Below are 25,356 nucleotides of genomic sequence, written 5' to 3'. Positions count from 1 at the left end.
CCGGACGACACCCGCCGAGTGCTCAAACTACTTCGCCAATGCAGGATACGACCGGAGATGACTTCATCCCGCTCTAGGCCCGCAATATCGCCCGCAAATGCTCAAGGATCATCGCCACACCCTTCCGGCCCAGCTCGGCCGAGGCATCCGATGCGCCTTTTGTGTACCAGCCGGTATTGTCCGCGAAATGACCGGCATCCACCGCTTCGGGACATAGCGCCAGCATCAGCGATGTCTCGCCGATGCCGGCATGGTCGAATGGATATTTGCCGGTCATTGCGGCCGGCATCAGCGGGTGCACCTGCACCCAGTTGAAGACGTTCTCGCCCTGGGCATGGCCGGCATAGTAGTCGACCATCTTCTCCGAGCCCCACCAGCCCTCGCCGCGTTCCTTCTCCAGGAAGCGGAAAATCGCCTGCCGGCCGGCGGTCTTGAAGGCGAGATCGGTCGGCATGCCGGCAACAAAATTCTCGGTCTGGTGATGGATGATGGCGTGGATGTTGCGGAAGCCGATGCGCAGCAGGCCGTAGAACAGTTCCTCCGCAAAGGGCGCCAGCACCGGACCGCCGACCTGCACCGAGCCGCTGCCTTCCGGCGGCGCCACGGCATAACTCGCCGCGCCGTAATAGAAGGGCGGCAGGATGACGATGTCCCGCTCCTTCTCGATAAGCTCGAGCGTCTTGATGACGGCCAGCGTGTCCATGCCGACCGCCATGTGCTCGCCATGGTATTCGAGCACGCCGAGCGGCAGCGCGAGCGGCCAGTTCTCCTCGATCGCGTTGCGGATCTGGTGCGGCAGCATCAGTTCGTAGCGCATGTCCCTACTCCATGTTGGTGTGCCGGGCGCGCATCGTCTCCGGCGTTGCGCCGGTGAGCGCCTCGAGTTTCAGCACCATCACCTCGAACACCAGGAAAAGCGCTGCCTCGAACAGCGAGCCCATGGGCAGCACCGAGCTTCTGGCGGCGCCTTGGTCGCTCGCCATGGTCTGGGCCGGAACGAGCAGCGTGAAGTCCGCAAGCTTTGCCGCGCTGCCCGCCGGTTCGGCCGTGAGCAACACCACCTTGGCGCCGGCCTCCCGGGCCACGCGCATCAAGGTGAGAACGGTGGCGGTCTCGCCCGGTCCGGAACTCGCCAGGAAGACATCGCCCTGGCCGAGGGGCGGCGTGGTCATATCGCCGACCACCGAAACCGGCAGGCCGAGATGGAAGAGCCGCATAGCGAAGCCCTTGACCTGCAGCGCTTCGCGGCCGCAGCCATAGACGACGATCTTGCCAGCGCCGGCGAGCATTGCGCAGGCGGCGTCAACCCGACCGTCATCGATGCGCCCCAACACGGCGCCGAGCTCGCCCAGCGCTGTCGCAAACAACTCCGATCCGGCTTGCGTCATGGCTGCCTAATCCTGTCTGCCGATGTCTTGATAGGCATGCGGCTTTGCGGTCGCGTTCGGCGCGAAACGCTTCTTTTCGTTCATGCTATCACCGCGAAAATTCGTGTCCAACGAGCCTCGGCGCTTTTGCTGTGCCACCGGCGTGATAGTGTCATGTCAGACAAATCAATCCAGGACATCGTGCGGATATGAAGACACGGCATTTCGACCGCATCGACAATGGCGGCATCACCTTCACCGAGCTTGGTTTCGGCACCGCGCCGCTCGGCAATCTCTACCGCGCCGTCTCGGACGAGGATGCCAATGCCACGCTGGAGGCGACATGGAAAACCGGCTGCCGCTATTTCGACACTGCTCCGCTCTATGGCCTCGGCCTTTCCGAAACCCGGCTCAACCCCTTCTTGCGCGGCAAGAAGCGCGACGACTATGTGCTGTCGAGCAAGGTCGGCCGCCTCATGCGCGTCTCTGCGCCCGACCAGCGAACCGGCATCGGCAAGTTCTTCGAGACGCCCTCGCGCCGGGAAGTCTACGACTACAGCTACGACGGCGTGATGCGTTCCTTCGAGGCCTCGCTGGAGCGTCTCGGCGTCGACCGCATCGACATCCTTTATGTGCACGATGTCGACATCTTCACCCATGGCAGCAAGGAGGCTTCCGACCGGCGCATCGAGGAGTTCATGTCTTCGGGCTATTACGCGCTGCTCGCGCTGCGCGACCAGGGCGTGATCAAGGCCTTCGGAGGCGGTATCAACGAGTGGCAGGTTTGCCAGACGCTCGCCGAGCGCGGCGATTTCGACCTCTTTCTGCTCGCCGGCCGCTACACGCTGCTCGAGCAGGATGCGCTTGCGAGCTTCCTGCCGCTCTGCGAGAAGCGCGGCATCGGCATCGTTCTTGGCGGGCCCTACAATTCCGGCATCCTGGCGACAGGGCCGAAGCCCGGCGCCTTCTACAACTACACAGAGGCGCCAAAAGACGTGCTCGATCGCGTGGCACGCATCGAGGCGGTCTGCAAGCGCCATGGCGTGCGGCTGATCGAGGCGGCGTTGCAGTTCCCGCTGCGGCACCCTTCCGTCATGTCGGTAATACCCGGCGGCCAACGCCCGGCCGAGGTCGAAAGCAACCGTGCACTGCTCGACGTGAAGATCCCGGCAGCCTTGTGGGCGGATCTCAAGCAAGAAGGCCTGATGCGCGCCGACGCGCCTACCGGCTGATACCACACATGTGGCCCTGGCGCGGGTCACAAAAAGGAAGAGCCGGGCAAGCCCGGCTCATCTGATCTTAAAAACAAAAGGTCCTAGTTGACCGCGTCCTTGAGGCCCTTGCCGGCCGAGAACTTCGGCACGGTGCGCGCCGGAATCTTCACTTCCGCGCCGGTCTGCGGGTTGCGGCCGGTCGAAGCAGCACGTTTTGACACGGTGAAATTTCCGAAGCCGACAAGCCGGACATCGCCGCCCTTCTTCAGTTCGCCAGTGATCACAGAGAACACCGCATCGACGGCGGACTGCGCATCAGCCTTCGAAATGCTTGCGGAGTCGGCGACGGCGGACACCAGTTCGTTCTTGTTCATAAAAATTCCCTTCCATGAGAAAACCGGAACTACGACTCATCCGGCAGGAAACGGACTTTAGAAAGAAGCGTTCCGGAACCCAAGCCGAAAACCGCAGAATTCCGGGCTTTTTTCCACTTTTTCGGAGATTTTTCACATGAAAAAGCCGGGCTGAAAGCCCGGCTCTCTCTTTGTGCATTGCAACCTTAGAAGAAACTAATGCGCAAGCGACTTGCCGGCGTCGTCGCCGGCGTCCGCGCCGGCCGGCGGATTGACCGGCTCGACCCATTCGATCGGCTCCGGCATCCTGACCAGCGCGTGCCTCAGCACCTCGCCGACCCGCGACACCGGAATGATCTCCATGTTGTTCTTCACATTGTCCGGGATCTCCGCCAGGTCCTTGGCATTGTCTTCCGGGATCAGCACCTTCTTGATGCCGCCGCGCAGCGCGGCAAGCAGCTTCTCCTTCAGGCCGCCGATCGGCAGCACCCTGCCCCGCAGCGTCACCTCGCCGGTCATTGCCACATCGGCGCGGACCGGAATGCCCGTGAGCACGGACACGATCGCCGTCACCATCGCCACACCCGCCGACGGGCCGTCCTTGGGAGTCGCGCCCTCCGGCACGTGGACGTGGATGTCGCGCTTGTCGAACAGCGGCGGCTCGATGCCGAAATCGATGGCCCGCGAGCGGACGTAAGAGGCCGCCGCAGAGATCGATTCCTTCATCACGTCGCGCAGGTTGCCGGTCACCGTCATGCGTCCCTTACCGGGCATCATGACGCCTTCGACGGTGAGCAGCTCGCCGCCGACTTCCGTCCAGGCAAGACCCGTGACGACGCCGACCTGATCGTCGGCCTCGACCTGACCGAAGCGGAAGCGCGGCACGCCGAGATAATCGGCGAGGTTGTCGGCCGTGATCTTCACCGTCTTCTTCTTCGTCTTCAGGATCTCGGTCACCGCCTTGCGCCCGAGCTTCATCAGCTCGCGCTCGAGGCTTCTGACGCCCGCTTCACGGGTGTAGGTCTGGATGATGCCGCGGATCGCGTCCTCGCCGACCGAGAACTCGTTCGGCTGCAGCGCGTGATCGCGGATCACCTTCGGCATCAGGTGCCGCTTGGCGATCTCGATCTTCTCGTCCTCGGTGTAGCCGGCGATGCGGATGATCTCCATGCGGTCCATCAGGGGCGCAGGGATGTTCAGCGTGTTCGCCGTCGTCACGAACATCACGCTCGACAGGTCGTATTCGACTTCGAGGTAATGGTCCATGAACGTCGAGTTCTGCTCCGGATCGAGCACCTCAAGCAGGGCCGACGACGGATCGCCGCGGAAGTCCTGGCCCATCTTGTCGATTTCGTCGAGCAGGAAGAGGGGGTTGGACTTCTTGGCCTTCTTCATCGACTGGATGACCTTGCCGGGCATCGAGCCGATATAGGTCCGCCTGTGACCGCGGATCTCGGCCTCGTCGCGCACGCCGCCGAGCGCCATTCGGATGAACTCACGCCCCGTGGCCTTGGCAATCGACTTGCCGAGCGAGGTTTTGCCGACGCCGGGCGGGCCGACGAGGCACAGGATCGGACCCTTGATCTTCTTCTGACGGCTCTGCACGGCGAGATACTCGACGATGCGCTCCTTGACCTTGTCGAGGCCGAAGTGATCGGCGTCGAGCACGTCCTGGGCGTAGCCGAGATCCTGCTTGACCTTGGAGTTCTTGCCCCACGGGATCGACAGCAGCCAGTCGAGATAGTTGCGCACGACCGTCGATTCAGCCGACATCGGCGACATCGACCGCAGCTTCTTCAACTCGGCTTCCGCCTTCTCGCGGGCTTCCTTGGAGAGCTTGGTCTTCTTGATGCGCGCCTCGATCTCGGCAGCCTCGTCGCGGCCGTCCTCGCCCTCGCCGAGCTCCTTCTGGATCGCCTTCATCTGCTCGTTGAGGTAGTACTCGCGCTGCGTCTTCTCCATCTGGCGCTTGACTCTGCTGCGGATGCGCTTCTCCACCTGCAGCACGGAAATCTCAGCTTCCATGAAGCCCATCGCCTTCTCGAGACGCTCCTTGACGGAAAGCGTGGCGAGCATCTCCTGCTTCTCGGGGATCTTGATGGCCAGGTGCGAGGCAACCGTGTCGGCGAGCTTGGAATAGTCGTCGATCTGACTGGCGGCACCTACCACTTCGGGCGAAATCTTCTTGTTCAGCTTGACGTAGTTTTCGAAGTCGGTGACGACCGAACGGGCCAGCGCCTCGATTTCGACCTCTTCCTCCTCCGGCTCGACCAACGCGGTGGCGCGGGCCTCGTGGAAGTCGGCACGATCGGTGAACGAGACGATCTTGGCGCGCGAGGCGCCCTCGACCAGCACCTTCACGGTGCCATCGGGAAGCTTCAGGAGCTGCAGCACATTGGCGAGCGTGCCGATGTCGAAAATTGCATCGGGCTCAGGATCATCGTCGGCTGCGTTCATCTGGGTGGCAAGCAGGATCTGCTTTTCCTGACCCATCACTTCTTCCAGCGCCTTGATCGACTTTTCACGCCCGACAAAGAGCGGGACGATCATGTGCGGGAACACGACGATGTCGCGCAGTGGGAGGACTGCAAACACGCCGTCGCTGGAAGCCCTGGATATTTTGGCCATTGTCCAACCTTTCATGTCGCGGCCGCTAATTGAGCCAACCGCGAATCTTATATTAACGACCGAGCGTCGTTCCGCCTACCACCGTTTGTGACGGGAATTTTACAGCGCAGAATTCTGGCCCTCGGCCTTCCGCTGTTAGGTGGATGCGGGCGGTGCAAAGATCAAGGGTTAGCATGCTTTGATCAGCCACTCCATCACCTACAGGTAAGCCCCTCACAGCAAAACGGCGCCACACGGGCGCCGTTCCATGAAAATTTGCCGGATCAGTGCCATTTCAGGCGCTGACATTGCCCTTCTTTTCCTTCTGCTCGGAATAGATGTAAAGCGGCCGGGCGTTACCCGAGACCACCTCTTCCGAGATCACCACCTCACGCACGCCTTCCAGCGCCGGAAGCTCGAACATCGTGTCGAGCAGGATCGCTTCCATGATGGAACGCAGGCCGCGCGCGCCGGTCTTGCGCTCGATGGCGCGCTTGGCGATCGCCGACAGCGCGTTCTCGTGGAAGGTGAGATCCACATTCTCCATCTCGAACAGCCGCTGATACTGCTTGACCAGCGCGTTTTTCGGTTCCGTCAGGATCTGGATCAGCGCCGGCTCGTCGAGGTCCTCGAGCGTCGCCAGAACCGGCAGACGGCCGACGAATTCCGGGATCAGGCCGAATTTCAAAAGATCCTCGGGCTCGACTTGGCGGAACAGGTCGCCGGTGCGGCGATCCTCGGGCGACGCCACGGTTGCGCCGAAGCCGATCGAGGTCTTGCGGCCGCGATCCGAGATGATCTTGTCCAGTCCGGCAAAGGCGCCGCCGCAGATGAACAGGATGTTGGCGGTGTCGACCTGCAGGAATTCCTGCTGCGGGTGCTTGCGGCCGCCCTGCGGCGGCACGGAGGCCACCGTGCCTTCCATGATCTTCAACAGCGCTTGCTGAACGCCCTCGCCCGAGACGTCGCGGGTGATCGACGGGTTGTCCGACTTGCGCGAGATCTTGTCGATCTCATCGATATAGACGATGCCGCGCTGGGCACGTTCGACATTGTAGTCGGCCGACTGCAAGAGCTTCAGGATGATGTTTTCGACGTCCTCGCCGACGTAACCGGCTTCGGTCAGCGTCGTGGCGTCGGCCATGGTGAACGGCACGTCGATGATGCGGGCGAGCGTCTGGGCGAGCAGCGTCTTGCCGCAGCCGGTCGGCCCGATCAGCAGGATGTTCGACTTTGCCAATTCGACGTCGTTGTTCTTGCCGGCATGCGCCAGGCGCTTGTAGTGGTTGTGGACGGCCACCGACAGCACCCGCTTGGCGTAGGGCTGGCCGATGACATAGTCGTCGAGAACCTTGAGGATCTCTTGCGGGGTCGGCACCCCCTCGCGCGACTTCACCATCGAGGTCTTGTTCTCCTCGCGGATGATGTCCATGCAGAGTTCGACGCACTCGTCGCAGATGAAGACGGTCGGACCGGCGATCAGCTTGCGCACTTCGTGCTGGCTTTTGCCGCAAAACGAGCAATAGAGCGTGTTCTTTGAATCGCCGCCGTTGTTGCTAACTTTGCTCATTTTTCTGTCCTTTCACCGCCTGCCAGCCGATGGTCTGGCCGCATTGGCGTCTCATCAATCTATCGCAGGAATCCGCCGGCGCCAGTGTCCCGGCTCACACAGCGCATTCCGTCCGAAACACAATCAGAAAACGCGACAATGATTCGCAGCAACCCCATGCAAAGCTAAGCCGTCGAAAATCAACATAGCCTTAACGTAGGCAATCCCGAACCTTGAGGGAACAGGCAATTGTGGCCGAAATGCCGCAAGCCGCGCCAAAAGCGCGTTATCCCGCCATTCAGCCCCCAATCAGAGCCTATGCGGCGGGGGTTTCGCCAAGTTCGCGCGTCGTAATGACCTTGTCGATCAAACCAAACTCCTTGGCCTCGTCGGCGGTCATGAAATGGTCGCGGTCGAGCGTCCGCTCGATCTCGTCATAGCTCTTGCCGGTGTGCTTCACATAGACCTCGTTCAAGCGGCGCTTCAGCTTGATGATGTCCTGCGCATGACGTTCGATGTCCGACGCCTGGCCCTGGAAGCCACCGGACGGCTGATGGACCATGACACGGGCGTTCGGCGTGGCAAACCGCATATCCTTGTGGCCGGCGCAAAGCAGCAACGAGCCCATCGAGGCTGCCTGGCCGATGCAGAGCGTCGATACCGCCGGCTTGATGAACTGCATGGTGTCGTAGATCGCCATGCCCGATGTCACCACACCGCCCGGCGAGTTGATGTACAGGTTGATTTCCTTCTTGGGGTTCTCCGCCTCGAGGAACAAAAGCTGTGCACAAACCAGCGTCGCCATCCCGTCCTCGACCGGGCCGGTGATGAAGATGATGCGTTCCTTCAACAGGCGGGAGAAGATGTCGTAGGCACGCTCGCCGCGATTGGTCTGCTCGACCACCATCGGAACGAGGTTCATGTAGGTTTCGACGGGGTTCTTCATGGACTACCCTTGTTGGATGGATTCCGGCGCCGTAGACCTGAGCAATCGGGCGGAATCGGTTCTGGATCGTTGAATCCTAAATAGGATGCCGGCTCACCCTAGCGCAAGGCCGCCCCTCCTAGCCATCTGGTTAAGTCGAAGCAAGCGGCTCGGCCCAAGGAAATGCTGCAGGTTGCGCCGGAGATGGCCCTCTGCCCGAAATGCGAGGGCGCTACCCGGCCGCCACGGTAGCAGTTTCTTAACCGCGCTGCTTAACGACAAGCCGTGAAATCCCCGTCCATGGCGGACCTTCCGATACGCTCCCGCGTTGAACCGGCGTCCTTTTTTCAACGGGTGAACGTCATGTTTAGCCAGAGTTCCTTTTGCACGAGTTCCTTTTGCAAGAGCTCCCTTCGCAAGGGTGCCGCATCGCTCGCCTCGACCAGCCTCGCAATGCTTGCGGCCGTGTCGCAGGCCGCGGCCGGCGGCCGCACGCTCGAATGCTACGAGCCGGTGCATCGGCCGGCGATCTACGACACGGTCTATGAAGACGTGATGGTGAGCCCCGGCGGCCAGCTCGTCCACTATGACCCGCCGATCTACGGCACGACCGAGAGCACCGAACAGATCGCCACGCCTCGCATCAGCTATGAAGTCGTACCGGCCGTGACGCGCACCGTCTATCACACGGTCAAGGTGGATGACGGCGGCTATGCCTGGGAATGGCGGGTCATCCACGGCCGCAAGGTGCTGTGCAAGGTGTGGCGTAAGGCGCGCTACGCGCGGGTTGCCACAACGGTCATCGTCGAGCCGGAGCGCGTCCGGCGCGTCGTCCTTCCGGCCGAATACGAAGGCGTCGCCCGCGAGGTGCTGGTGCGGCCAGGAGAGCGGCGCATCACGGAAATCGCGCCCTCATACCGGAGGGTGGCGCGGCGGGTGGTGGTGCGGGAAGGCTCGACCGACTGGCGGCGGGTGCATATCCCGCGGCACTGCGTGGACTAGCCGCAAAATCACGCAGGGATGTTTCCGACCGGGGCGGCATGGCGAGCCCGGCCGGAAAGCCGGCTTAGGCCAGGTCGACGTCGAGGATCGCCATCGAGAAATTATAGTCGCCGTCGTCCTCGTCCTTGAAGACGATGCCGAGGAATTCGTCGCCGACATAGACCTCGGCAGAGTCTTCCTTGCGCGGGCGCGCCTTCACCTGCAGCTTGGGATTCTGGAAGACGCGCTTGAAGTAGGCGTCCAGCTTTCTGATTTCGTCTGGCTTCAAAAGTCTTCTCCGAATGCGGCTGTTCGTTGGAACGCGCTTCTGACACGCCGACGATGGCGATGTAAAGGCAAGCCGGCAGCATAACACGCCACAACCGGCGTCTGGAACGGCGACCGGACTCCGGCCGCTGGCGATGACCGCAGAATCAGATGTCGAAGCTGACGACGTGGTCCATCGTCTGCGAGGGCAGGAGCTGGTCCATCTGTCGCGAAGGCTGGTCGCAGCCGGTCTCGCCGACGACACGCGCCGGCACGCCGGCGACCGTCTTGTTGTGCGGCACGGGCGACAGCACCACCGAACCGGCCGCGATCTTGGAGCAATGGCCGATCTCGATATTGCCGAGGATCTTGGCGCCTGCGCCGATCAGCACGCCGCGGCGGATCTTCGGGTGGCGGTCGCCACTGGCCTTGCCGGTGCCGCCCAGCGTCACCCCGTGCAGGATCGACACATCATCCTCGATGACGGCCGTCTGGCCGACCACCAGGCCGGTGGCGTGATCGAGGAAAATGCCCTTGCCGATGCGGGCGGCCGGGTTGATGTCTGTCTGGAACACCGAGGACGAGCGGCTCTGCAGGTAGAGCGCGAAGTCCCTGCGGCCCTGGTTCCACAGCCAATGCGCCAAACGGTGCGTCTGGATGGCATGAAAGCCCTTGAAATAAAGCACCGGCATGATGAAGCGGTCGCAGGCAGGGTCGCGATCGTAATAGGCTTGGATGTCGACGCGAACCGTCGTGCTCCACTCCGGATCGTCGGCAAGCATGGCCTTGAAGGTCTGCCGGATAAGATCGGAGCCGATATCCTGATGCGCCAGGCGCTCGGCCAGGCGGTGAATGACCGCTTCTTCCAGGCTCTCCTGGTTGAGGATGGTGGAATAGAGGAAAGCAGCCAGCAACGGATCGCGGTTTACCGCTTCCATCGCCTCATCCCTGATCGCGCGCCAGATCGGGTCGACCGGCTGCACCATGCTGGGGCGGGCTATCGTAATGCTGTTCATCGACGGTCTCCGGCCTGCTCATTCATCCGGCGGCACATATAGGCCAGATCATAACACGGTTGAACTCAATTTTCCTTAGTGCTTTGTCAAATGGACTTGGTTCACCGAGATTCAAGCGGCGAAGGAAAACGAACCCTTGATCGACGATGCGCTGAAAAGCGAGCTTGCCGCGATCTATCAGACCGCGGATCGCCACTATCACGGCTTGCCTCACATCGAAGCGATGCTGGCGTTGGCAGCCGAACACCGGCACCTTCTTGATGATCCAGAAGCAGTGGAAGCGGCGATCTGGTTCCATGACGCAGTCTATGACAGCCGCGCCAAGGACAACGAGGCAAAGAGCGCGGTGCTGGCAGAAAGGAAACTCTCCGGCCGCACCGACCCGGCCCGGCTTGCCCGGATTCTGGCCATGATCAGCGCCACCGCCACGCACCAGTTGCCGCCGCTCGAAGATGAGGGTGCCGCGAGTGATGCCGCCCTTTTCCTCGACATGGACCTCGCGATCCTCGGTGCCGACCCGAACCGCTTCGACGCTTACGAGAAGGCGGTCCGGCGCGAATATGGCTGGGTCGAGGACCCGATCTGGCGCGCCGGTCGCGCGGCTGTCCTGACGAGTTTCCTGGCCCGTCCGCATATTTTCTACACACAATCGTTTCGCGATCGGTTCGAGGCGCGGGCCAGGGAAAATCTGGTCCGATCGCTGCAGGTCCTGCAAGACCAGTCTCAACAGACCTGATCGCCACGCCGAACGTGAACGCCCTCTGAGATGACCGACACCATGGAAAACAACTTCTTCCAACCCGTCGACGCCGCCCAGGTGCCGCGATTTGCCGGGCTTTCCACCTTCATGCGGCTGCCGGCGGTGCCGAACGCGAAGGGGCTCGATATTGCCCTTGTCGGGATTCCTTGGGAGGCGGCACGACCAATCGGGCCGGCGCTCGCCATGGTCCGCGCGAAATCAGGAACCAGTCGAGCCTGATGCGCCGCGTCCACCACGTATCGGGAACCGAGCCGTTCAGCATTGCCAATGTCGCGGATGTCGGAGACCTCTCGGTCAATCCCATCGACTTGCTCGACGGGTTGAAGCGCATCGAAGACGGCATTGCCGCGATCGTTGCTGACGGCGCTCTTCCTTTGGCCGCCGGAGGCGATCATCTGACGACCTTGCCGGTGCTGCGCGCCATCGCCCGCGAGGGACCCGTCGGCATGATCCACTTCGACGCGCATTCCGACACGAACGACCGCTACTTCGGCGAGAATCCCTATACACACGGGACGCCCTTTCGCCGCGCGATCGAGGAAGGGCTGCTCGACCCGAAGCGGGTTATTCAGATCGGAATTCGAGGCTCGATCTATGAGCCGGGCGAACACGACTGGGCGACCGCTCAGGGCGTGCGCATCGTATATATGGAAGAGTTCGTCAAACGCGGCACCGCTTCCGTCATGCAGGAAGCACGCGATCTTGTCGGCGACAGCCTCACTTACGTGACCTTCGACATCGATTGCATCGATCCGTCGATGGCCCCTGGCACCGGCACGCCGGGGCTCGGCGGCTTCACCACCCGCGAGGTGCAGGAGCTGGTTCGATTGCTCGACGGATTGAATTTCGCCGGAGCCGACGTCGTCGAGGTCGCGCCTCCTTTGATATTGGCGGCATGACGGCGCTTGCCGGCGCGACCATGATGTTCGAGCTGCTTTGCGTCATGGCGAAATCCATCGCCGACAGGAGAACGCGCGGCTAAAGCATTCTCCCCGAAGTGCTTCCAGTTTCGGGAAAAGGACATCGCAAAGGTCAAAAGCAGGTCGCGTTTCGCGCAACCTGCTTTAGACGCGTCGTCGCCCGCAGCGGACGGTATGGGTCAGAGCGGATTTTCGGCGTAGAACTCCAGCACGCGCTGCTTGAAGCTCTTGTCGCCGACGGCGAGCATGTGGTCGCGGCCCTCGATGCGAAAAGCCTCTGCGTGGGGCATCAGCGCGGCAAGCTCGTCGGGCGAGCCGGCGATGTCGTCCTTGGTCCCGACGGCAATCAGGGTCGGCTGGGCGATCCGCGCGACATCGTCCTCGCTCATTGACGCGCGTGAGCCGACTATGCAGACGGCCAGCGCCTGGCGGTCGCTGCGCGTCTGGTCGGCGAAGGCGCGAAACGAGCGACCGCGCGCATGGCTGATCGTACCGGCATCCTCGGCCAGAAGCGCATCGGCGATTGGATCCCAGTCGCCGACGCCGTCGACAAGACCGATGCCGAGGCCGCCGAACACCAGCGTCGCCACCTTGTCAGGATTGGACAACGCCATGAAGGCGGATACCCGCGCGCCCATCGAATAGCCCATGACATGGGCGTGCTCGATGCCGAGGTGATCGAACAGCGCGGCCGCGTCCGAGGCCATCTTGGCCGGCGTGTAGTCGGCCTCCTGGTAGCTCTTCGTCGAAGAACCGTGGCCGCGATTGTCGAGGGCGATGGCGCGGTACCCCGCGTCGTTCAGCGTCTTGAACCAGCCCGGCGAGACCCAATTGACGTAGTGGCTGGAGGCGAAGCCGTGGATCATCAGCACCGGATCGCCCTGCCCGGACGCCGGCGGGCGGTCGAGGTAAGCGAGTTCGAAGCCGTCGTGGGAAAAATATTGCATCTGGCGCAGCCGCGGTCAGTTGGAGCCGGCGCCCGAGGCCTTATCGATCGCCGGGTGACGCAGGAGATCGCCGCCCTTGAGACCGTCCTTGGCGGCCGTTCCCGCCTTCAGCTCAAGCACAAAGCTTACCGGCTGTCCCGGCGAGATGATCGCCTCCGATTCCGGTTCGCCACGCTTGATGGCCTTGATCCTGCCGTCCTGGCCGACAAAGACCAAATCGAGCGGCATCGGTGTATTCTTCATCCAGAAATTCACCTCAGCGGGCCTCTCGAACACGAACAGCATGCCGTGATCGTCGGCCATGTCCTTACGGTACATCAGCCCGGCCTCGCGTTCTTCCGAGCTGTCGGCGATCTCGATTGAGAAGGAATGCTTGCCGGAGCCGGTGATCGCGACGAGCGGCGTCGGATCGGCAGGCAGCATCATCGCCTGACCGTCCGCCGAACTCGGTTTCAAGGCGCTGAAAATGGGGGCCAGAGCGATGGCGGCGCAAAGCGCGCCTGCGGTCAGCCAGTTGCGATGAGCCATGTGATACCTCGTCCAGGCCCTGTCCTAGACCATGATCCGAGCGAGTGGAACTGGTTTTTGGACAGGAACGGCCTTGCACCGGGCAGGGCATCCCGATCGTATTGAGAGAGCCCGATGCATGTCGCCCAAAACTGCCAAGCGGTTTTGGCGAACCTGCATCAAGCAAAAAATAAAGTGCGTCGGGCCGCGCTTTAATGCGAGACCGGCAAGGTGCCCATATCGGGGTGTATTTCGGCGGCCATAAGGCCTTTGTCGCCGCGTCCGAAACGGACCAGAACGACCTGGCCGGGCCTCAGCTCGGTAATGCCGTAGCGGCGCAGCGTCTCCATATGGACGAAGATGTCCTCGGTGCCCTCGCCCCGGGTCAGGAAGCCGAAGCCTTTGGTGCGGTTGAACCACTTCACCAGCGCCCGCTCGAGCCCGCTCTCGGCAGTCACGGTGACATGCGTGCGCTGCTCCTGCTCGGCCGGATGCACCGCTGTCGAGGCGTCCATGGAAAGAACCCGGAACGCCTGCAGGCCACGCTCGCCCTGCTTGACGAGACAGACGACGCGCGCGCCTTCCAGCGCGGTCTGAAAGCCATCTCTTCGAAGACATGTCACATGGAGGAGAATATCACCCGAGACGCCGTCGTCCGGAAGAATGAAGCCGTAGCCCTTGGCCACGTCGAACCATTTGATAGCGCCGGCGATTTCGACAAGCCCGGCGGAGTCGCCGCCACTGTCTCGCGTCAAGGCGTCGTCAAGGCTTCCGTCCCGCCTCGTAAAAGAGGCTTTTTCCCCCATAAGAACGCCCCCTTTTCCAACTGCAACCGCTAGTGATTCTTGCCATCAGATTAACACTGCGGCTTCCGGGGTGTGCAAGACCTGACGTGCCTTTTTTCACCGTTGAGCACCGGAAAGCCTCAATTGTTGTTTACCGGCGCGGCCTGAAGCGCAAAGGGGCGGCTGAAATCGATCCCTCCATCGGTTTTGTCGGACGATTGCCCTTTGGCGGAGCGGCTCCTATGGTGCGCCGCAAACGTAACGCCGCGAGGAATCCGATATGCGCTATCTTCACACAATGGTCCGCGTCGCCGACATTGATCAATCGCTCGATTTCTACTGCAACAAGCTCGGCCTCAAGGAAGTGCGTCGCTACGAGAACGAGCAGGGACGCTACACGCTGATCTTCCTCGCCGCGCCCGATGACGAGCAAAGCGGCATTGCCGAGAAGGCGCCGCTGGTCGAACTGACCTACAATTGGGATCCGGAGGAGTACAAAGGCGGCCGCAACTTCGGCCACCTTGCCTATGAGGTCGACAACATCTACGCCACCTGCCAGAAGCTGATGGACAATGGCGTGACCATCAACCGGCCGCCGCGCGACGGCAACATGGCCTTCATCCGCTCGCCGGACGGCATCTCCATCGAGCTCCTGCAGAAAGGCCCGGCCAAGGCAAAGGCGGAGCCATGGGCCTCAATGTCGAATACGGGAAGCTGGTAGGCGCCTGCCCTTCCCGGGGATTTGACCGGCCGGTCTATGGCGTTTTGCCGGATCGCGCCTATCTAAGCGCTTGTGGCGCCAGCCAGATCAGGCTGGCGCTTTTCTTGATCCGCCGGGAGAATTTCATGCCGACCAGCCGCGCCGACGTCGCCACTGAAAACGCCAGCCGCTATCTGCAGCAGCTCTGCAAGCACTGGGCGCACAAGTTCCCGGTCGAATTCGACCCGCATCACGGCGCCATCCAGCTCTCGCTCGGCCGCACCGTGATGGATGCAGACGACAAGGCTCTCCACATCGCGGTCGCCGCTGACGACGCCGCCTCGCTCGAGCGGCTGGAAACCGTGGTCGCCGACCACATCAAGCGCTTCGCCTTCCGCGAGGAGCTGACCTTCGACTGGCAGAAGGCTGCCTGAAAGAATTGAGCGTCAGCCGGCGGCCTTGCTAGCCATTTCGAGCAGCGCAAGCACGCTGCGCCAGTTCCGCGCCGTGCCCGGCACCTTGAGCGTTCGCCCAATAAGGTTGGCAAACACCGATTTGCCAAGCCCTTCCGGCGCATGCAGGTAAAGCACGTCGCCTTTGATCTCGAAGCGCTCCGGGCCGGCAGACTTTTCCGCCAGCCGCTTCGCCTCTTCCGCGGTCGGCTCTCGCTCCAGCGCATAGGCATGCAGCTTGGTAGGCTCGCCCGCAACCTCCGGATAGGGATTGTCCTTCACCAGGCGCTCGAACCAGCCGGCATTGCGCACCATGATGCGGGAATTGAACCCCCATTTCTTCTCGAAGGCCGCTTCGAGTGCTTTGGTCAGCGCCGCAGCGTCGCTGTTGTTGGCACGAAACACGACGTTGCCGCTTTGCACGTAGGTCGATACGTCTGTGAAGCCGAGGTCTTCGAAGAATGACCTCAGCTCCGCCATCTTGACGATGCGGTTGCCACCGACATTGATGCCGGAAAACAGGGCTACGAACACCGTTCCTTTGTCGCCCGTTTTTGGCCCGCTCATATGATGAACCCCGCGAGCGTCTCGTTGTCGGTGATGTCCTGATACTGCACGCCCTCGGCGTCGAAATTGGCCTTCAGCAGATCGAAATTGCGCCGGTCCTTGGTCTCGATGCCGATCAGCACAGAGCCGAAATTGCGCGCCGACTTCTTGAGATACTCGAAGCGCGTGATGTCGTCGTCCGGGCCGAGCATTTCGAGGAAATCGCGCAATGCGCCCGGCCGCTGCGGGAAGCGGATGATGAAGTACTTCTTCAGCCCTTCGAAACGCAGCGCCCGTTCCTTGACGTCCGGCAGGCGCTCGAAATCGAAATTGCCGCCCGAGACGATCGCGACGATGGTCTTGCCCCTCATCTCCTTGCGGGAAAAGTCCTTGAGCGCGTCGATCGCCAATGCGCCGGCTGGCTCCAGCACCACGCCCTCGACATTGAGCATCTCGATCATCGTCGCGCAAAGTCGGTTTTCCGGGACAAGGCGCACCGCGTCGGCGGTGAATTCCTTGAGATGGCGCAGCGGCTCGCGGCCGATTTCAGCCACCGCCGCGCCATCGACGAAGTTGTCGACCTTGGCGAGCCTGACCCGCTTGCCACCGGCGAGACTCTCGCTAAGGCTAGGCGCCCCCGCCGGCTCGCAGAACACGAAGCGCAATTCAGGTTGCCGGTCGGCGAAATAGTGGGTGACGCCGGCAGCCAGGCCGCCTCCGCCCACCGGCAGCATGACGATGTCGGGCATGCGCCCGCCCGGCATCTGGGTTGCGATCTCGTAGGCGACGGTCGCCTGCCCCTCGATGATGTCCTTGTGGTCGAAGGGCGGCACCATATGCGCGCCGGCGGCTTCGGTGAATTCGAAGGCGGCGCGATAGCAATCGTCGAAGAAGTCGCCGACCAGCCTGATCTCGACGAAATCGCCGCCGAAAAGCCGCGTCTTGTCGATCTTCTGCTGCGGCGTCGTCACGGGCATGAACACCACGCCCTTTTTGCCGAAATGGCGGCAGACGAAGGCAAAGCCCTGCGCGTGGTTGCCCGCCGAGGCGCAGACGAACAGCTCGGCATTGTTGCCGGCGGCGAGCGCCTTGCGGAAGAAGTTGAAGGCGCCCCTGATCTTGTAGGAGCGGACCGGCGTCAGGTCCTCGCGCTTCAGGAGGATGCGGGCGCCGGTCTTTCTCGACAGATAGTCGTTCTCCTGCAGCGGCGTTTCCGGAAAGATCCCGCGGATCGCCTCCGCGGCGCCTGCGACGCGGGAAGAAAAACTGTTCATGAGGCAACCGGCTCCGAGACCATGTGGTTCGCAGCCCAAGCCTATTGCATAGTTTGGTTTTCGCGGCCACCGATGCAGCCGCTCGCCGCCCTCCTGCCGCCACTTTGGTTTTCGCGCAACAGTGCCGAGGCGGTTGGCACCTGCCGATCAAATTTCCGCTGGACACGACTTACTTCCGCCGCACTTCCCCTGTCCGGGAGGATTTCGCGGAGGCGGATGGCCAATTGCGGCCGGAATGGAAGTTTCGACGTGCATTTGAAGACGATTTGCATCATTGCCCTGGCCTTGCTGGTTGCAGGCTGCGCGGGACGACCGTCACAGGAAATCCTGGGCAGCGTCGTGGTGCCGACGACGGCGACCGAGATCGCCGGCAACCATTCGATCTTCATCGCCACCACCCGCAAGCGCTCCGACGACCCGAACAAGGTTTTCGACGGCGAGCGCTCGGCGACGCTCAATTACGCCCGCGTCAACGTCACCGTCCCGCCGGTTCATGAGACTGGTCAGATCGAGCGCCGCTCGCGCGGGACGTCGAACGATCCGACCAAATATTTCATGGCTTCCGAGGTCGTCGGCTACGACACGCAGCCGAAATTCTCCAGCGCGCTCAATGCCGACATCGACGCCCGCGGCGGCCGCGTCATGGTCTTCGTCCACGGCTACAACACCGGCTTCGACGATGCCGTCTACCGTCTGACCCAGATCGTTCACGATTCCGGCTATCCCGGCACGCCGGTGCTTTTTTCATGGGCTTCGGGCGCCAAGACCACCGACTATGTCTATGACAAGGAAAGTGCCGCCGCCGCCCGCGACCAGTTGGAAGTGACGCTGAGAATGCTGGCGCAGACCGGTGCGCGCCGCATCGACATCGTCGCCCACTCGATGGGGACGTGGGTGACGATGGAAACACTGCGACAGCTCGCCATCACCGGTGACCGCGACCTCGGCGGCAAGCTCGGCGATGTTCTCCTGGCCTCGCCCGACATCGACGTCGATGTCTTCAAGAGCCAGATGCGCCGCTACGGCAAGCCCGACAAGCCGTTCATCCTGCTCCTGTCGGACGACGACCGCGCTCTCCGGCTCTCCGGCCTGATTGCCGGTGCACGGCCGCGCGTCGGCGACTACAGAGACGCGGCCGACCTCGCCTCCTACGGCGTCACGGTGGTCGACCTCTCCAAGGTGAAGGGCAACGACAGCTTCAACCACACCAAATTCGCCGACAACCCGATGCTGGTGAAGATGATCGGCCAGCGGCTGCGCCAGGACGACGGCTTTGCCAGCGACCGCGACGTCACCGACCGGATCAGCCAGCTCGCCACTCAATAACCGTGTTCACGCGGTTGCCGCCCTGCACGGACTTTGAACTGGACCAGACCGCCCGCTGGCTTTATCGAAGGAGCCCGAGAGGTTTGCCGCCCTTGGGGGATCCCGGGTGATCGTGCGTTCGAAGATCGTCCTTGGCCTTGCCTTCACGCTTGCCCTGACGGGCTGCGCCGGGCAGAACGCGCATGACCTGCTCAATCGGAAGGCCGTTACCGCACCCGCATCGGACATTGCGGCCAAGCACGAGATCTTCGTCGCCACGACCCGGCAGCAGGCGACCAAGGACCCGCGGCAGGTTTTCGACGGCGACCGTTCGCTGACCACCAGCTACGCCCGCGTCGATGTCACGGTTCCAAGGATCCACCAAGTTGGCGCGATCGAGCGAGCCAAGGGTTCGGCCGACAGCATTCCGGCCAGGCAGTTCACCGCCACCGATGTCGTCCACTATGGGAACGCCTCGCAATTCGCCAAGGCGGTCGGCACCGATATTGCCATACGCGGCGACCGCGCCCTGGTCTTCGTGCACGGCTTCAACAACGGCTTCGACGATGGCGTTTACCGCCTGACGCAGATCGCGCACGACACGAATTATCCGGGCACACCGGTGCTGTTCTCGTGGGCGTCGAGCGGCAAGACGACCGGCTACATTTATGACAAGGACAGCTCCACCGCCGCGCGCGACGACCTGGAAGCGACACTGAGGATGCTTGCCAAGTCCCGCGCCAAAAGCGTTGACATCATTGCCCATTCGATGGGGACTTGGCTGACGATGGAAGCTTTGCGCCAGCTCGCCATCACCGGCGACCGCGATCTCAACGGCAAGCTCGGCTACGTCATCCTCGCCTCGCCTGACATCGACGTCGATGTTTTCAAGAAGCAGATGATCCGCTACGGCAAGCCCGACAAGCCTTTCGCCATCCTTCTCTCGGGCGACGACCGGGCGCTCAAGCTGTCCAGCTTCATCTCCGGCGAAAAGCCGCGCGTCGGCGATTACGACAACGCGGCAGATCTCGCCAACTACGGCGTGACGGTGGTCGATCTGACCCAAACCAAGGGCGGAGACCGGTTAAACCATGCCAAATTCGCCGACAATCCGATCCTGGTGCAGTTGCTCGGCAATCGACTGCGCACGCCTGCCGGTCTTGCCTCCGACGAGCCGGATCCAACGCAGCTCAACAATATCGGCCAGGGTCTCGGCAAGGCGGTCGGCTCGGTCGCCGAGGTGGTCATCACCACGCCGTTCAGGGTGCTGACGATCGCCACCGGCGGCTGAGCACCGGTTAGGCGTATCGAGGTGCGGGTCAGGCCGGCCTCACCCCAACATCGGCGATGCTAGACGAACAGATCGACCTTCTGGAACGACGTCACGTCGACAAGGCCGACATCGGAAATCCTGAGTTCCGGGATGACGACCAGCGCCAGCAGCGAATGCTGCATGTAGGCGTTGTTGAGCGAACAGCCGACCTTGCGCATCGCTTCCGTCAACTGCTCGGCCTTGGCCGCGACGATCTCCGCGCGCTCGTCCGACATCAGCCCTGCGATCGGCATTTCGACGAGCGCCAGTTCCTTGCCCTTGGAGTAGAGCACGACGCCGCCGCCGACCTCGCTCAGCCGGTTGACGGCTAAAGCCATGTCCTCCTTGTTGGTTCCGACGGCGATGATGTGGTGCGCATCATGCGCCACGCTCGAGGCCATCGCGCAGTCTTCCATATAGCCGAACCCCGACACGAAGGCGTTGGTGACGCCGCCCGTGCCCCTGTGGCGTTCGACCAGGGCGATCTGGCAAATGTCGTTGCGGCGATCCATGGCGACCAGCCCGTCCTCGACGGGCAGGTCGGCCTCGAGCGCTCTGGTCGGCGCCTGGTTCTCGATAACGCCGATCACCCGCGCCCGCACCTCGTTGGCACCCTGTGGCGCGGCGATGTCAAAGTCAGAGGCCTTGAGCCTTTTGCCGAGGTTGACCGTGTTTTTCGCCGTCCCGGGATAATCATAGGCCGGAATGTCGATTTCGAGCTTGCCGGCTTTCGCCAGCCTGACGCCGCGGCCATAGACCTCGTCTATCGTCATCTGGGCAAGATCGGAGACGATCAAAAGATCCGCCAGCCGCCCCGGCGCGATCGAGCCGATCTCGCGCTCCAGCCTGAAATGCTGGGCGGTGTTGAGCGTCGCCATTTGGATCGCCGTCACCGGTTTCAGGCCCTGGCTGATGGCGTGCCGCACCACACGATCCATATGACCCTCATGCACCAGCGTGCCGGAATGGCTGTCGTCGGTGCACAGGATGAAGTTGCGCGGGTCGATGCCGCCTTCGGTGACCGCCTTGATCTGCGCAGCGACGTCGTACCAGGCGGACCCCAGCCTAAGCATCGCCTTCAGGCCCTGGCGCACGCGGGCGATCGCATCCTCGGCGCGCGTGCCCTCGTGGTCATCTTCGGCGCCGCCGGCGACATAGCCGTGGAACGGCAACCCGAGATCGCGCGAGGCATAGTGGCCGCCGACGGTTTTGCCGGCCTTCACCGTCTCGGCGATCTCGCCCGACATCACCGGATCGTTGGCGGCGACTCCCGGGAAATTCATCACTTCGCCAAGCCCGATGATGTTCTCCCAGGTCATCGCCTCGGCGACGTCTGCGACCGTAAGCTCGGCGCCGGCATGCTCCAAGCCCGGCGCCGAAGGCACGCAGGACGGCATCTGCACATGGACGTTGATCGGCATCGCGACCGCCTCGTCATGCATCAGCCGAACGCCCGGCAGGCCCAGAACATTGGCGATCTCGTGCGGGTCGATGAACATCGAGGTGGTGCCGTGCGGGATCACGGCGCGGCAGAATTCCGTCACCGTGACCATGCCGCTTTCGACGTGCATGTGCGCGTCGCAGAGGCCAGGCACCAGATAGCGGCCGCCCGCATCGACCACCTTGGTCCCCTGCCCGATCGTATGGCCGGCATTCGGCCCGCAATAGGCGAAACGTCCGGCCGCGACGGCGATGTCGGTGCCCGGAATGATCTCGCCCGAATGGACATTCACCCAGCGTCCGTTGCGGATCACGAGATCGGCAGCCCGGCGCGCCATCGCGACGTCGACCAGTTGCGTCGCCACTTCGGTCCAGGGCTTGGGTTTCGTCGGATTGGTGCGGCTCGCCATGAAGAAACTCCTGTTTGCCCAACTGTGCCAAGCTGGCGCGGTTTTGACCAGTTGGCAAAACTGCTTTGTTTTTAAGGCAGGACCGGTTCCCGACAGATCTCTCCTGCAGCAGGGCGAAATCTCGCCTAGACTGGATCTCCGGCTATTCGGGTTGCAGAAGAGATGGCAAAAACGATCCGGTTCGCAATCTTCATGCTGTCGGCATGTAGCGCCGGCCTGGCCTTCTTCACCTTGCATTCATTCTGGGCATGGGCCGCGCCGATCGCCATCTTCATCGCCGGTTCGTTACTAGCCGAATATGCTTTCACGCGGCTGGCCACTCCCGAGGAGAAACAGCGCGACCTGGAGGATCGCGTGCGCAACCCGCCGAAGTAAACCACTGTTGCAGGAATACAATTCCGTTTTCGGGCGAATAACGCTAGGTTGCACCGAGAAGTTTTCGAAACCGCCATTTCGGAGCGCTCGATGGGTCGCCTGACACTTGCCAGTGCCGGCTTTTTCGCCCTGCTGTCCGGGCCGGCCTTGGCCGCGGACGCGATCGCCGACCTGCCCATGACTGCGCCGGGCTTCGATTGGACAGGCTATTATGCCGGCCTGCAGGCCGGCTATGGCTGGGGCTCATCTGACATCTCCGGCACCGAAGGCGAGCCGTTCGCCGCTTCTCCCGATGTCGACGGCGGCTTCGTCGGCGGCCATGTCGCCGGCCTCTGGCAGTTCAATCAGGCGGTGATCGGCGCGCGCGCTGAGCTCAACTATGCCTCGATCGACGGTTCGGCCTTGCTCGACCCTGGCAATGCCGTCGGCACCCAGGTCAAATGGCTGGGATCGATCAATGCCGAAGCCGGCTTGGCGGTCGATCGCTGGCTGATCTATGGCGTCGGGGGCGTCGCCTTCGCCGGTATCGAGACCTCGCAAGATGTCGGCGGCAGCGGCTTCGCCAGGACACGCACCGGCACCGGCTGGACGATCGGCGCCGGGGTCGACTATGCGCTGAGCAGCAACATCGTCGTCGGCGCCCAATACCGTTACTACGATTTCGGCAACGAGCATTTCGACGTCCCGGACGACTTCTCCGATCGTGATCAGGACCTGAAGCTCCATACCCTGGGCGTAAACTTCAGCTACAAATTCTGATTTGCGGAGCAGCTACGCGGAAAATCCAACCGTATCCTTCAAGGAAAATCCCGATTGGCGGAACTTCATGCCAAAGGGATTTGTCGAGCATGTCAGCGCGCGTGCTAACCCAGCCGCTCCACAATGGTCCTTGCACAAGGTACGCCTCAACAAACGCCCACGTGGCTGCGCCTCTAAGCGCTGAGGAATCCCATAATGATAATGATGGTAGCGGTGGTTGTCTCACTCGGTTTGGCGATCTTCCTAGTGGAACGCTACGACCTGTTCGACGGGAAGAAGTGGCGGCGCGCATCGGAACCGAAGATCGCTCGAGCCTATATGCTGCTATTTGTGACCGTCGCCCTTGCCGGCGCGGCGGTGTTCTTTCACGAGGCCGTGGTTGCTAAAGTGATAACACCGACCGAACGGCTCCCAGGGTAAGTAGCTAGCGCTTCACTTACCCTAGTGCTAATCGGTGCGCCGCGAGCCACACATGAACTCTGGCAATCGTGTGGGATTTTTCGTGGGAGATCGGTGGTAAAACCCCACCATGTGGGAGTGGGCGTGGCGGAACTGGTATACGCAGCAGACTTAAAATCTGCCGGTGTTTCAAGCACTTACGGGTTCAAATCCCGTCGCCCACACCAACTCGTCAAAGGGACTTAAAATCCCTCGATCTCTGATCGTACGGGTTCGATTCCCGTCGTCCGCACCACCCTTCGCTCCTCGCTTCGGGTGGCAGGCCACTCAACCCTTGATCGGATTGAGCTTCAGGTGCTGGATCAAAATGATGGTCTTGGCGTCGACGATACGGCCGTCGGCGATGCCGGCCAGCGCCTCGTCGAGCGGCATTTCCAGCACCTCGATGTCTTCGCCCTCTTCCGGAGCTCCGCCGCCGTCGGAGATACGGTCGGCCGGCGAATAGCGCGCGGTAAAGAACCAGAGCCGTTCGGTCACGCTGCCGGGGCTCATATAGGGCGCGAACAGCCGCTCAACGTTCTTCAAATAATAGCCGAGTTCCTCTTCCGCTTCCTTGCGGATGCAGGTTTCCGGATCGTTTTCGTCGAGCAGACCGGCACAGGCCTCGATCAGCGGCTCGCGATGGCCAGTGACATAGGCCGGATAGCGGAACTGCCGCACCAGCAGCACCGTCGAGCGCTGCGGATCGAAAGGCAGGATCACCGCGCCGTCGCCGCGATCGTAGGTTTGGCGGATCTGCGTCTCCCAGCGCCCATCGCGGCGGCGATAGTCGAGCACCGTCTTCTTGAGCACCGCCCAATCGTCGGACAGGATTTCTTCAGACTGGATGCGGACGCGATCTTCCATGATGGGCTCCATGCTGTCGGCAAGCGTTATCGGCGAACAGGCGCGGGCGCAATCCTGGAAACCGACTGGTCCAGCGTGACTTTCACCGGCTGTTGTCTGGCGCGAAGTGCCGCGGCTGCCTAGATAGCAATATCTCTCCCAGGAGCCGTTTCCATGACATCATCGCTTTTCCAGCCGATCACCCTCGGCGGCCTGACCTTTCCAAACCGTATTGCGGTGGCGCCGATGTGCCAGTATTCGGCCGAGGACGGTTCCGCCAGCGACTGGCATCTGCACCACTGGATGAACCTGGCCATGTCCGGCGCCGGCATGGTGACCGTCGAGATGACCGACGTCGAGCGGCGCGGCCGCATCTCGCATGGCTGCCTTGGCCTCTACTCCGATGACAACGAGGCGGCGGCCAAGCGCACGCTCGATGCGGCCAGGCGCGTCGCCGCGCCCGGCACCAAATTCGGCGTCCAGCTCGCCCATGCCGGCCGCAAGGCATCCAACAGGCGGCCTTGGGAAGGCGGCGGCCCCCTGCAAGCGGGCGAGGATCCCTGGCAGACCGTTTCGGCTTCGGCCATCGCCTATGACACAGGGTGGAATATACCGCACGCATTGGACGAGGAAGAGATCCGGCAAGTCATCCAACATTTCGCCGATGCGGCCAAGCGGGCCGAGCGCGCCGGCTTCGACTTCATCGAGCTGCACGCCGCTCACGGCTATCTGATCTTCCAGTTCCTGTCGCCGCTTTCCAACCAGCGCACCGACCGCTGGGGTGGCTCGCTGGAAAACCGCATGCGCTTCGCCGTGGAGATCGCCAGGGCGGTGAAGAAGGCAGCGCCGGGCCTGATGCTGGGGGCCCGCCTTTCGGTGAAGGAATGGGTCGACGGCGGCTTCGAGATCGAGGAGGCAATCGAAGTGGCCAATGCGCTGAAGGCGGAAGGCGTCGCCTATCTGTGCTGTTCCAGCGGCGGCAATTCGCCGTTGCAGAAGCTGCCCAGCGGCCCCGGCTACCAGGTGCATCTGGCCGAGGCTGTGCGCAAGGGCGCCGGCATTCCGACGCGCGCCGTCGGCCTGATCGACGATCCAGAGCAGGCCGAGGCGATCGTGGCCGACGGCCGCGCCGACATGGTGGCTCTGGCTCGCGCCTTCCTTGCCGATCCGCGCTGGGGCTGGCGCGCGGCGGCGACGTTCGGCGAGGAAATCCGTCCGGCGCCGCAGCTGGCGCGCTCGGTCACGACGATGCAGCACTGGATGAAAGCGGCGGGCTGAACGGCTTGCACAGGTGACGATGG

The 25,356-nt window shown here is 62.5% G+C and carries 26 protein-coding genes, 1 tRNA gene and 1 pseudogene; 13 read left to right on the top strand and 15 right to left on the bottom strand.

Annotated features, from left to right (window positions below; genetic code table 11):
• Nucleotides 1-73: 73 nt before the first annotated feature.
• Both CK218_RS26345 and hxlB read right to left on the bottom strand, forming a co-directional pair.
• Nucleotides 74-817, bottom strand: coding sequence for a creatininase family protein (locus tag CK218_RS26345; protein ID WP_095829389.1), 744 nt, complete (start codon nucleotides 815-817; stop codon nucleotides 74-76).
• Nucleotides 818-821: 4 nt separating this feature from the next.
• The gene (hxlB, locus tag CK218_RS26340; protein ID WP_095779576.1) at nucleotides 822-1,388 is read right to left on the bottom strand and encodes a 6-phospho-3-hexuloisomerase; all 567 of its coding nucleotides are present in this window, start codon (nucleotides 1,386-1,388) and stop codon (nucleotides 822-824) included.
• A 188-nt stretch (nucleotides 1,389-1,576) separates the two neighbouring features.
• On the opposite strand from hxlB, the gene CK218_RS26335 reads away from it, so the two are divergent.
• A complete protein-coding gene (locus CK218_RS26335) occupies nucleotides 1,577-2,599 on the top strand; it encodes an aldo/keto reductase (protein WP_095829388.1) in 1,023 nt (340 codons plus the stop codon).
• Between the two features lie 83 nt (nucleotides 2,600-2,682).
• On the opposite strand, the gene hupB is transcribed toward CK218_RS26335, so the two are convergent.
• The 4 genes from hupB to clpP all read right to left on the bottom strand — a co-directional run bounded on the left by hupB (nucleotide 2,683) and on the right by clpP (nucleotide 8,036).
• Nucleotides 2,683-2,955: a DNA-binding protein HupB gene (gene hupB, locus CK218_RS26330; RefSeq protein ID WP_027166452.1), complete on the bottom strand. Its 273-nt coding sequence runs from the start codon at nucleotides 2,953-2,955 to the stop codon at nucleotides 2,683-2,685.
• A 195-nt stretch (nucleotides 2,956-3,150) separates the two neighbouring features.
• Nucleotides 3,151-5,562: an endopeptidase La gene (gene lon / locus CK218_RS26325; RefSeq protein ID WP_095829398.1), complete on the bottom strand. Its 2,412-nt coding sequence runs from the start codon at nucleotides 5,560-5,562 to the stop codon at nucleotides 3,151-3,153.
• Between the two features lie 274 nt (nucleotides 5,563-5,836).
• Nucleotides 5,837-7,111: an ATP-dependent Clp protease ATP-binding subunit ClpX gene (gene clpX, locus CK218_RS26320; RefSeq protein WP_059185169.1), complete on the bottom strand. Its 1,275-nt coding sequence runs from the start codon at nucleotides 7,109-7,111 to the stop codon at nucleotides 5,837-5,839.
• A 295-nt stretch (nucleotides 7,112-7,406) separates the two neighbouring features.
• Nucleotides 7,407-8,036 (bottom strand): ATP-dependent Clp endopeptidase proteolytic subunit ClpP, encoded by a 630-nt coding sequence (clpP, locus tag CK218_RS26315; protein WP_066998854.1) that lies wholly within the window; start codon nucleotides 8,034-8,036, stop codon nucleotides 7,407-7,409.
• A gap of 432 nt (nucleotides 8,037-8,468) precedes the next feature.
• Here clpP and CK218_RS26310 point away from each other — a divergent pair, with 432 nt between their 5' ends.
• The gene (locus CK218_RS26310) at nucleotides 8,469-9,017 is read left to right on the top strand and encodes a hypothetical protein (RefSeq protein WP_095829387.1); all 549 of its coding nucleotides are present in this window, start codon (nucleotides 8,469-8,471) and stop codon (nucleotides 9,015-9,017) included.
• 64 nt (nucleotides 9,018-9,081) lie between these two features.
• On the opposite strand, the gene CK218_RS26305 is transcribed toward CK218_RS26310, so the two are convergent.
• A complete protein-coding gene (locus CK218_RS26305) occupies nucleotides 9,082-9,285 on the bottom strand; it encodes a DUF3126 family protein (RefSeq protein WP_040969488.1) in 204 nt (67 codons plus the stop codon).
• A 145-nt stretch (nucleotides 9,286-9,430) separates the two neighbouring features.
• Nucleotides 9,431-10,279 carry a serine O-acetyltransferase gene (gene cysE, locus CK218_RS26300; RefSeq protein WP_095829386.1) on the bottom strand — a complete coding sequence of 283 codons (849 nt, stop codon included), beginning with the start codon at nucleotides 10,277-10,279 and terminating at the stop codon, nucleotides 9,431-9,433.
• A 136-nt stretch (nucleotides 10,280-10,415) separates the two neighbouring features.
• On the opposite strand from cysE, the gene CK218_RS26295 reads away from it, so the two are divergent.
• Both CK218_RS26295 and speB read left to right on the top strand, forming a co-directional pair.
• A complete protein-coding gene (locus CK218_RS26295) occupies nucleotides 10,416-11,015 on the top strand; it encodes a hypothetical protein (RefSeq protein WP_245418585.1) in 600 nt (199 codons plus the stop codon).
• A gap of 42 nt (nucleotides 11,016-11,057) precedes the next feature.
• Nucleotides 11,058-12,021, top strand: a pseudogene (speB, locus tag CK218_RS26290) (agmatinase).
• A gap of 117 nt (nucleotides 12,022-12,138) precedes the next feature.
• Here speB and CK218_RS26285 read toward each other — a convergent pair.
• The 3 genes from CK218_RS26285 to CK218_RS26275 all read right to left on the bottom strand — a co-directional run bounded on the left by CK218_RS26285 (nucleotide 12,139) and on the right by CK218_RS26275 (nucleotide 14,219).
• Nucleotides 12,139-12,906, bottom strand: a complete 768-nt coding sequence (locus CK218_RS26285; protein ID WP_095829384.1) for an alpha/beta hydrolase — start codon at nucleotides 12,904-12,906, stop codon at nucleotides 12,139-12,141.
• Between the two features lie 15 nt (nucleotides 12,907-12,921).
• Nucleotides 12,922-13,434 (bottom strand): DUF192 domain-containing protein, encoded by a 513-nt coding sequence (locus CK218_RS26280; RefSeq protein WP_095829383.1) that lies wholly within the window; start codon nucleotides 13,432-13,434, stop codon nucleotides 12,922-12,924.
• A gap of 191 nt (nucleotides 13,435-13,625) precedes the next feature.
• Nucleotides 13,626-14,219, bottom strand: coding sequence for a cold-shock protein (locus CK218_RS26275; protein ID WP_066998870.1), 594 nt, complete (start codon nucleotides 14,217-14,219; stop codon nucleotides 13,626-13,628).
• A gap of 259 nt (nucleotides 14,220-14,478) precedes the next feature.
• On the opposite strand from CK218_RS26275, the gene gloA reads away from it, so the two are divergent.
• Both gloA and CK218_RS26265 read left to right on the top strand, forming a co-directional pair.
• Nucleotides 14,479-14,919: a lactoylglutathione lyase gene (gene gloA, locus CK218_RS26270; protein ID WP_095829382.1), complete on the top strand. Its 441-nt coding sequence runs from the start codon at nucleotides 14,479-14,481 to the stop codon at nucleotides 14,917-14,919.
• A 125-nt stretch (nucleotides 14,920-15,044) separates the two neighbouring features.
• Nucleotides 15,045-15,332: a DUF2218 domain-containing protein gene (locus CK218_RS26265; RefSeq protein ID WP_067328442.1), complete on the top strand. Its 288-nt coding sequence runs from the start codon at nucleotides 15,045-15,047 to the stop codon at nucleotides 15,330-15,332.
• Nucleotides 15,333-15,344: 12 nt separating this feature from the next.
• Here the strand turns inward: CK218_RS26265 and CK218_RS26260 are convergent, their stop codons facing one another.
• Together CK218_RS26260 and ilvA are read right to left on the bottom strand one after the other, a co-directional pair.
• Entirely contained in the window at nucleotides 15,345-15,917 is a 573-nt protein-coding gene (locus CK218_RS26260; RefSeq protein ID WP_095829381.1) for a DUF1697 domain-containing protein, read from the bottom strand.
• Nucleotides 15,914-17,170 carry a threonine ammonia-lyase IlvA gene (gene ilvA / locus CK218_RS26255; RefSeq protein WP_095829380.1) on the bottom strand — a complete coding sequence of 419 codons (1,257 nt, stop codon included), beginning with the start codon at nucleotides 17,168-17,170 and terminating at the stop codon, nucleotides 15,914-15,916. The genes CK218_RS26260 and ilvA overlap by 4 nt, the downstream gene beginning before the upstream one ends.
• A 216-nt stretch (nucleotides 17,171-17,386) precedes the next feature.
• Here ilvA and CK218_RS26250 point away from each other — a divergent pair, with 216 nt between their 5' ends.
• Both CK218_RS26250 and CK218_RS26245 read left to right on the top strand, forming a co-directional pair.
• The gene (locus CK218_RS26250; protein WP_179294602.1) at nucleotides 17,387-18,496 is read left to right on the top strand and encodes an alpha/beta hydrolase; all 1,110 of its coding nucleotides are present in this window, start codon (nucleotides 17,387-17,389) and stop codon (nucleotides 18,494-18,496) included.
• Between the two features lie 106 nt (nucleotides 18,497-18,602).
• Nucleotides 18,603-19,766, top strand: a complete 1,164-nt coding sequence (locus tag CK218_RS26245) for an alpha/beta hydrolase (RefSeq protein WP_095829379.1) — start codon at nucleotides 18,603-18,605, stop codon at nucleotides 19,764-19,766.
• 59 nt (nucleotides 19,767-19,825) lie between these two features.
• Here CK218_RS26245 and ade read toward each other — a convergent pair whose 3' ends face one another.
• Complete coding sequence (gene ade / locus CK218_RS26240) at nucleotides 19,826-21,637, bottom strand: adenine deaminase (RefSeq protein WP_095829378.1); 1,812 nt, start codon at nucleotides 21,635-21,637, stop codon at nucleotides 19,826-19,828.
• A 162-nt stretch (nucleotides 21,638-21,799) separates the two neighbouring features.
• Here ade and CK218_RS26235 point away from each other — a divergent pair, with 162 nt between their 5' ends.
• The 4 genes from CK218_RS26235 (at nucleotide 21,800) to CK218_RS26220 (ending at nucleotide 23,397) form a co-directional block, all read left to right on the top strand.
• Nucleotides 21,800-22,012 (top strand): hypothetical protein, encoded by a 213-nt coding sequence (locus CK218_RS26235; RefSeq protein ID WP_095802230.1) that lies wholly within the window; start codon nucleotides 21,800-21,802, stop codon nucleotides 22,010-22,012.
• Between the two features lie 90 nt (nucleotides 22,013-22,102).
• Nucleotides 22,103-22,771, top strand: a complete 669-nt coding sequence (locus CK218_RS26230; RefSeq protein WP_095829377.1) for an outer membrane protein — start codon at nucleotides 22,103-22,105, stop codon at nucleotides 22,769-22,771.
• Nucleotides 22,772-23,017: 246 nt separating this feature from the next.
• Nucleotides 23,018-23,191, top strand: a complete 174-nt coding sequence (locus CK218_RS30785; RefSeq protein WP_156752709.1) for a hypothetical protein — start codon at nucleotides 23,018-23,020, stop codon at nucleotides 23,189-23,191.
• A gap of 117 nt (nucleotides 23,192-23,308) precedes the next feature.
• Nucleotides 23,309-23,397, top strand: a tRNA-Leu gene (locus CK218_RS26220).
• Nucleotides 23,398-23,497: 100 nt separating this feature from the next.
• Here the strand turns inward: CK218_RS26220 and CK218_RS26215 are convergent.
• Nucleotides 23,498-24,076: an NUDIX domain-containing protein gene (locus tag CK218_RS26215; protein WP_095829396.1), complete on the bottom strand. Its 579-nt coding sequence runs from the start codon at nucleotides 24,074-24,076 to the stop codon at nucleotides 23,498-23,500.
• A gap of 153 nt (nucleotides 24,077-24,229) precedes the next feature.
• On the opposite strand from CK218_RS26215, the gene CK218_RS26210 reads away from it, so the two are divergent.
• Nucleotides 24,230-25,333: an NADH:flavin oxidoreductase/NADH oxidase gene (locus CK218_RS26210; RefSeq protein ID WP_066998900.1), complete on the top strand. Its 1,104-nt coding sequence runs from the start codon at nucleotides 24,230-24,232 to the stop codon at nucleotides 25,331-25,333.
• The last annotated feature ends 23 nt before the right edge of the window (nucleotides 25,334-25,356 follow it).

This window comes from Mesorhizobium sp. WSM3879 (genome assembly GCF_002294915.1).
Classification (GTDB): Bacteria; Pseudomonadota; Alphaproteobacteria; order Rhizobiales; family Rhizobiaceae; genus Mesorhizobium.
This window is presented reverse-complemented; position numbering and strand designations above follow the sequence as displayed.

Bases quoted from the DNA above. Each gene is read 5' to 3' on its own strand.
- CK218_RS26215 (WP_095829396.1), bottom strand. From the start codon at position 24,076: ATGGAAGATCGCGTCCGCATCCAGTCTGAAGAAATCCTGTCCGACGAT.
- gloA (WP_095829382.1), top strand. From the start codon at position 14,479: ATGCGCTATCTTCACACAATGGTCCGCGTCGCCGACATTGATCAATCG.
- hxlB (WP_095779576.1), bottom strand. From the start codon at position 1,388: ATGACGCAAGCCGGATCGGAGTTGTTTGCGACAGCGCTGGGCGAGCTC.
- CK218_RS26250 (WP_179294602.1), top strand. From the start codon at position 17,387: ATGGCCAATTGCGGCCGGAATGGAAGTTTCGACGTGCATTTGAAGACG.
- CK218_RS26210 (WP_066998900.1), top strand. From the start codon at position 24,230: ATGACATCATCGCTTTTCCAGCCGATCACCCTCGGCGGCCTGACCTTT.
- CK218_RS26265 (WP_067328442.1), top strand. From the start codon at position 15,045: ATGCCGACCAGCCGCGCCGACGTCGCCACTGAAAACGCCAGCCGCTAT.
- clpX (WP_059185169.1), bottom strand. From the start codon at position 7,111: ATGAGCAAAGTTAGCAACAACGGCGGCGATTCAAAGAACACGCTCTAT.
- CK218_RS26275 (WP_066998870.1), bottom strand. From the start codon at position 14,219: ATGGGGGAAAAAGCCTCTTTTACGAGGCGGGACGGAAGCCTTGACGAC.
- lon (WP_095829398.1), bottom strand. From the start codon at position 5,562: ATGGCCAAAATATCCAGGGCTTCCAGCGACGGCGTGTTTGCAGTCCTC.
- CK218_RS26230 (WP_095829377.1), top strand. From the start codon at position 22,103: ATGGGTCGCCTGACACTTGCCAGTGCCGGCTTTTTCGCCCTGCTGTCC.
- CK218_RS26235 (WP_095802230.1), top strand. From the start codon at position 21,800: ATGGCAAAAACGATCCGGTTCGCAATCTTCATGCTGTCGGCATGTAGC.
- ilvA (WP_095829380.1), bottom strand. From the start codon at position 17,170: ATGAACAGTTTTTCTTCCCGCGTCGCAGGCGCCGCGGAGGCGATCCGC.
- CK218_RS26335 (WP_095829388.1), top strand. From the start codon at position 1,577: ATGAAGACACGGCATTTCGACCGCATCGACAATGGCGGCATCACCTTC.
- CK218_RS26310 (WP_095829387.1), top strand. From the start codon at position 8,469: ATGCTTGCGGCCGTGTCGCAGGCCGCGGCCGGCGGCCGCACGCTCGAA.
- CK218_RS26280 (WP_095829383.1), bottom strand. From the start codon at position 13,434: ATGGCTCATCGCAACTGGCTGACCGCAGGCGCGCTTTGCGCCGCCATC.
- cysE (WP_095829386.1), bottom strand. From the start codon at position 10,279: ATGAACAGCATTACGATAGCCCGCCCCAGCATGGTGCAGCCGGTCGAC.
- ade (WP_095829378.1), bottom strand. From the start codon at position 21,637: ATGGCGAGCCGCACCAATCCGACGAAACCCAAGCCCTGGACCGAAGTG.
- hupB (WP_027166452.1), bottom strand. From the start codon at position 2,955: ATGAACAAGAACGAACTGGTGTCCGCCGTCGCCGACTCCGCAAGCATT.
- CK218_RS26260 (WP_095829381.1), bottom strand. From the start codon at position 15,917: ATGAGCGGGCCAAAAACGGGCGACAAAGGAACGGTGTTCGTAGCCCTG.
- clpP (WP_066998854.1), bottom strand. From the start codon at position 8,036: ATGAAGAACCCCGTCGAAACCTACATGAACCTCGTTCCGATGGTGGTC.
- CK218_RS26285 (WP_095829384.1), bottom strand. From the start codon at position 12,906: ATGCAATATTTTTCCCACGACGGCTTCGAACTCGCTTACCTCGACCGC.
- CK218_RS26345 (WP_095829389.1), bottom strand. From the start codon at position 817: ATGCGCTACGAACTGATGCTGCCGCACCAGATCCGCAACGCGATCGAG.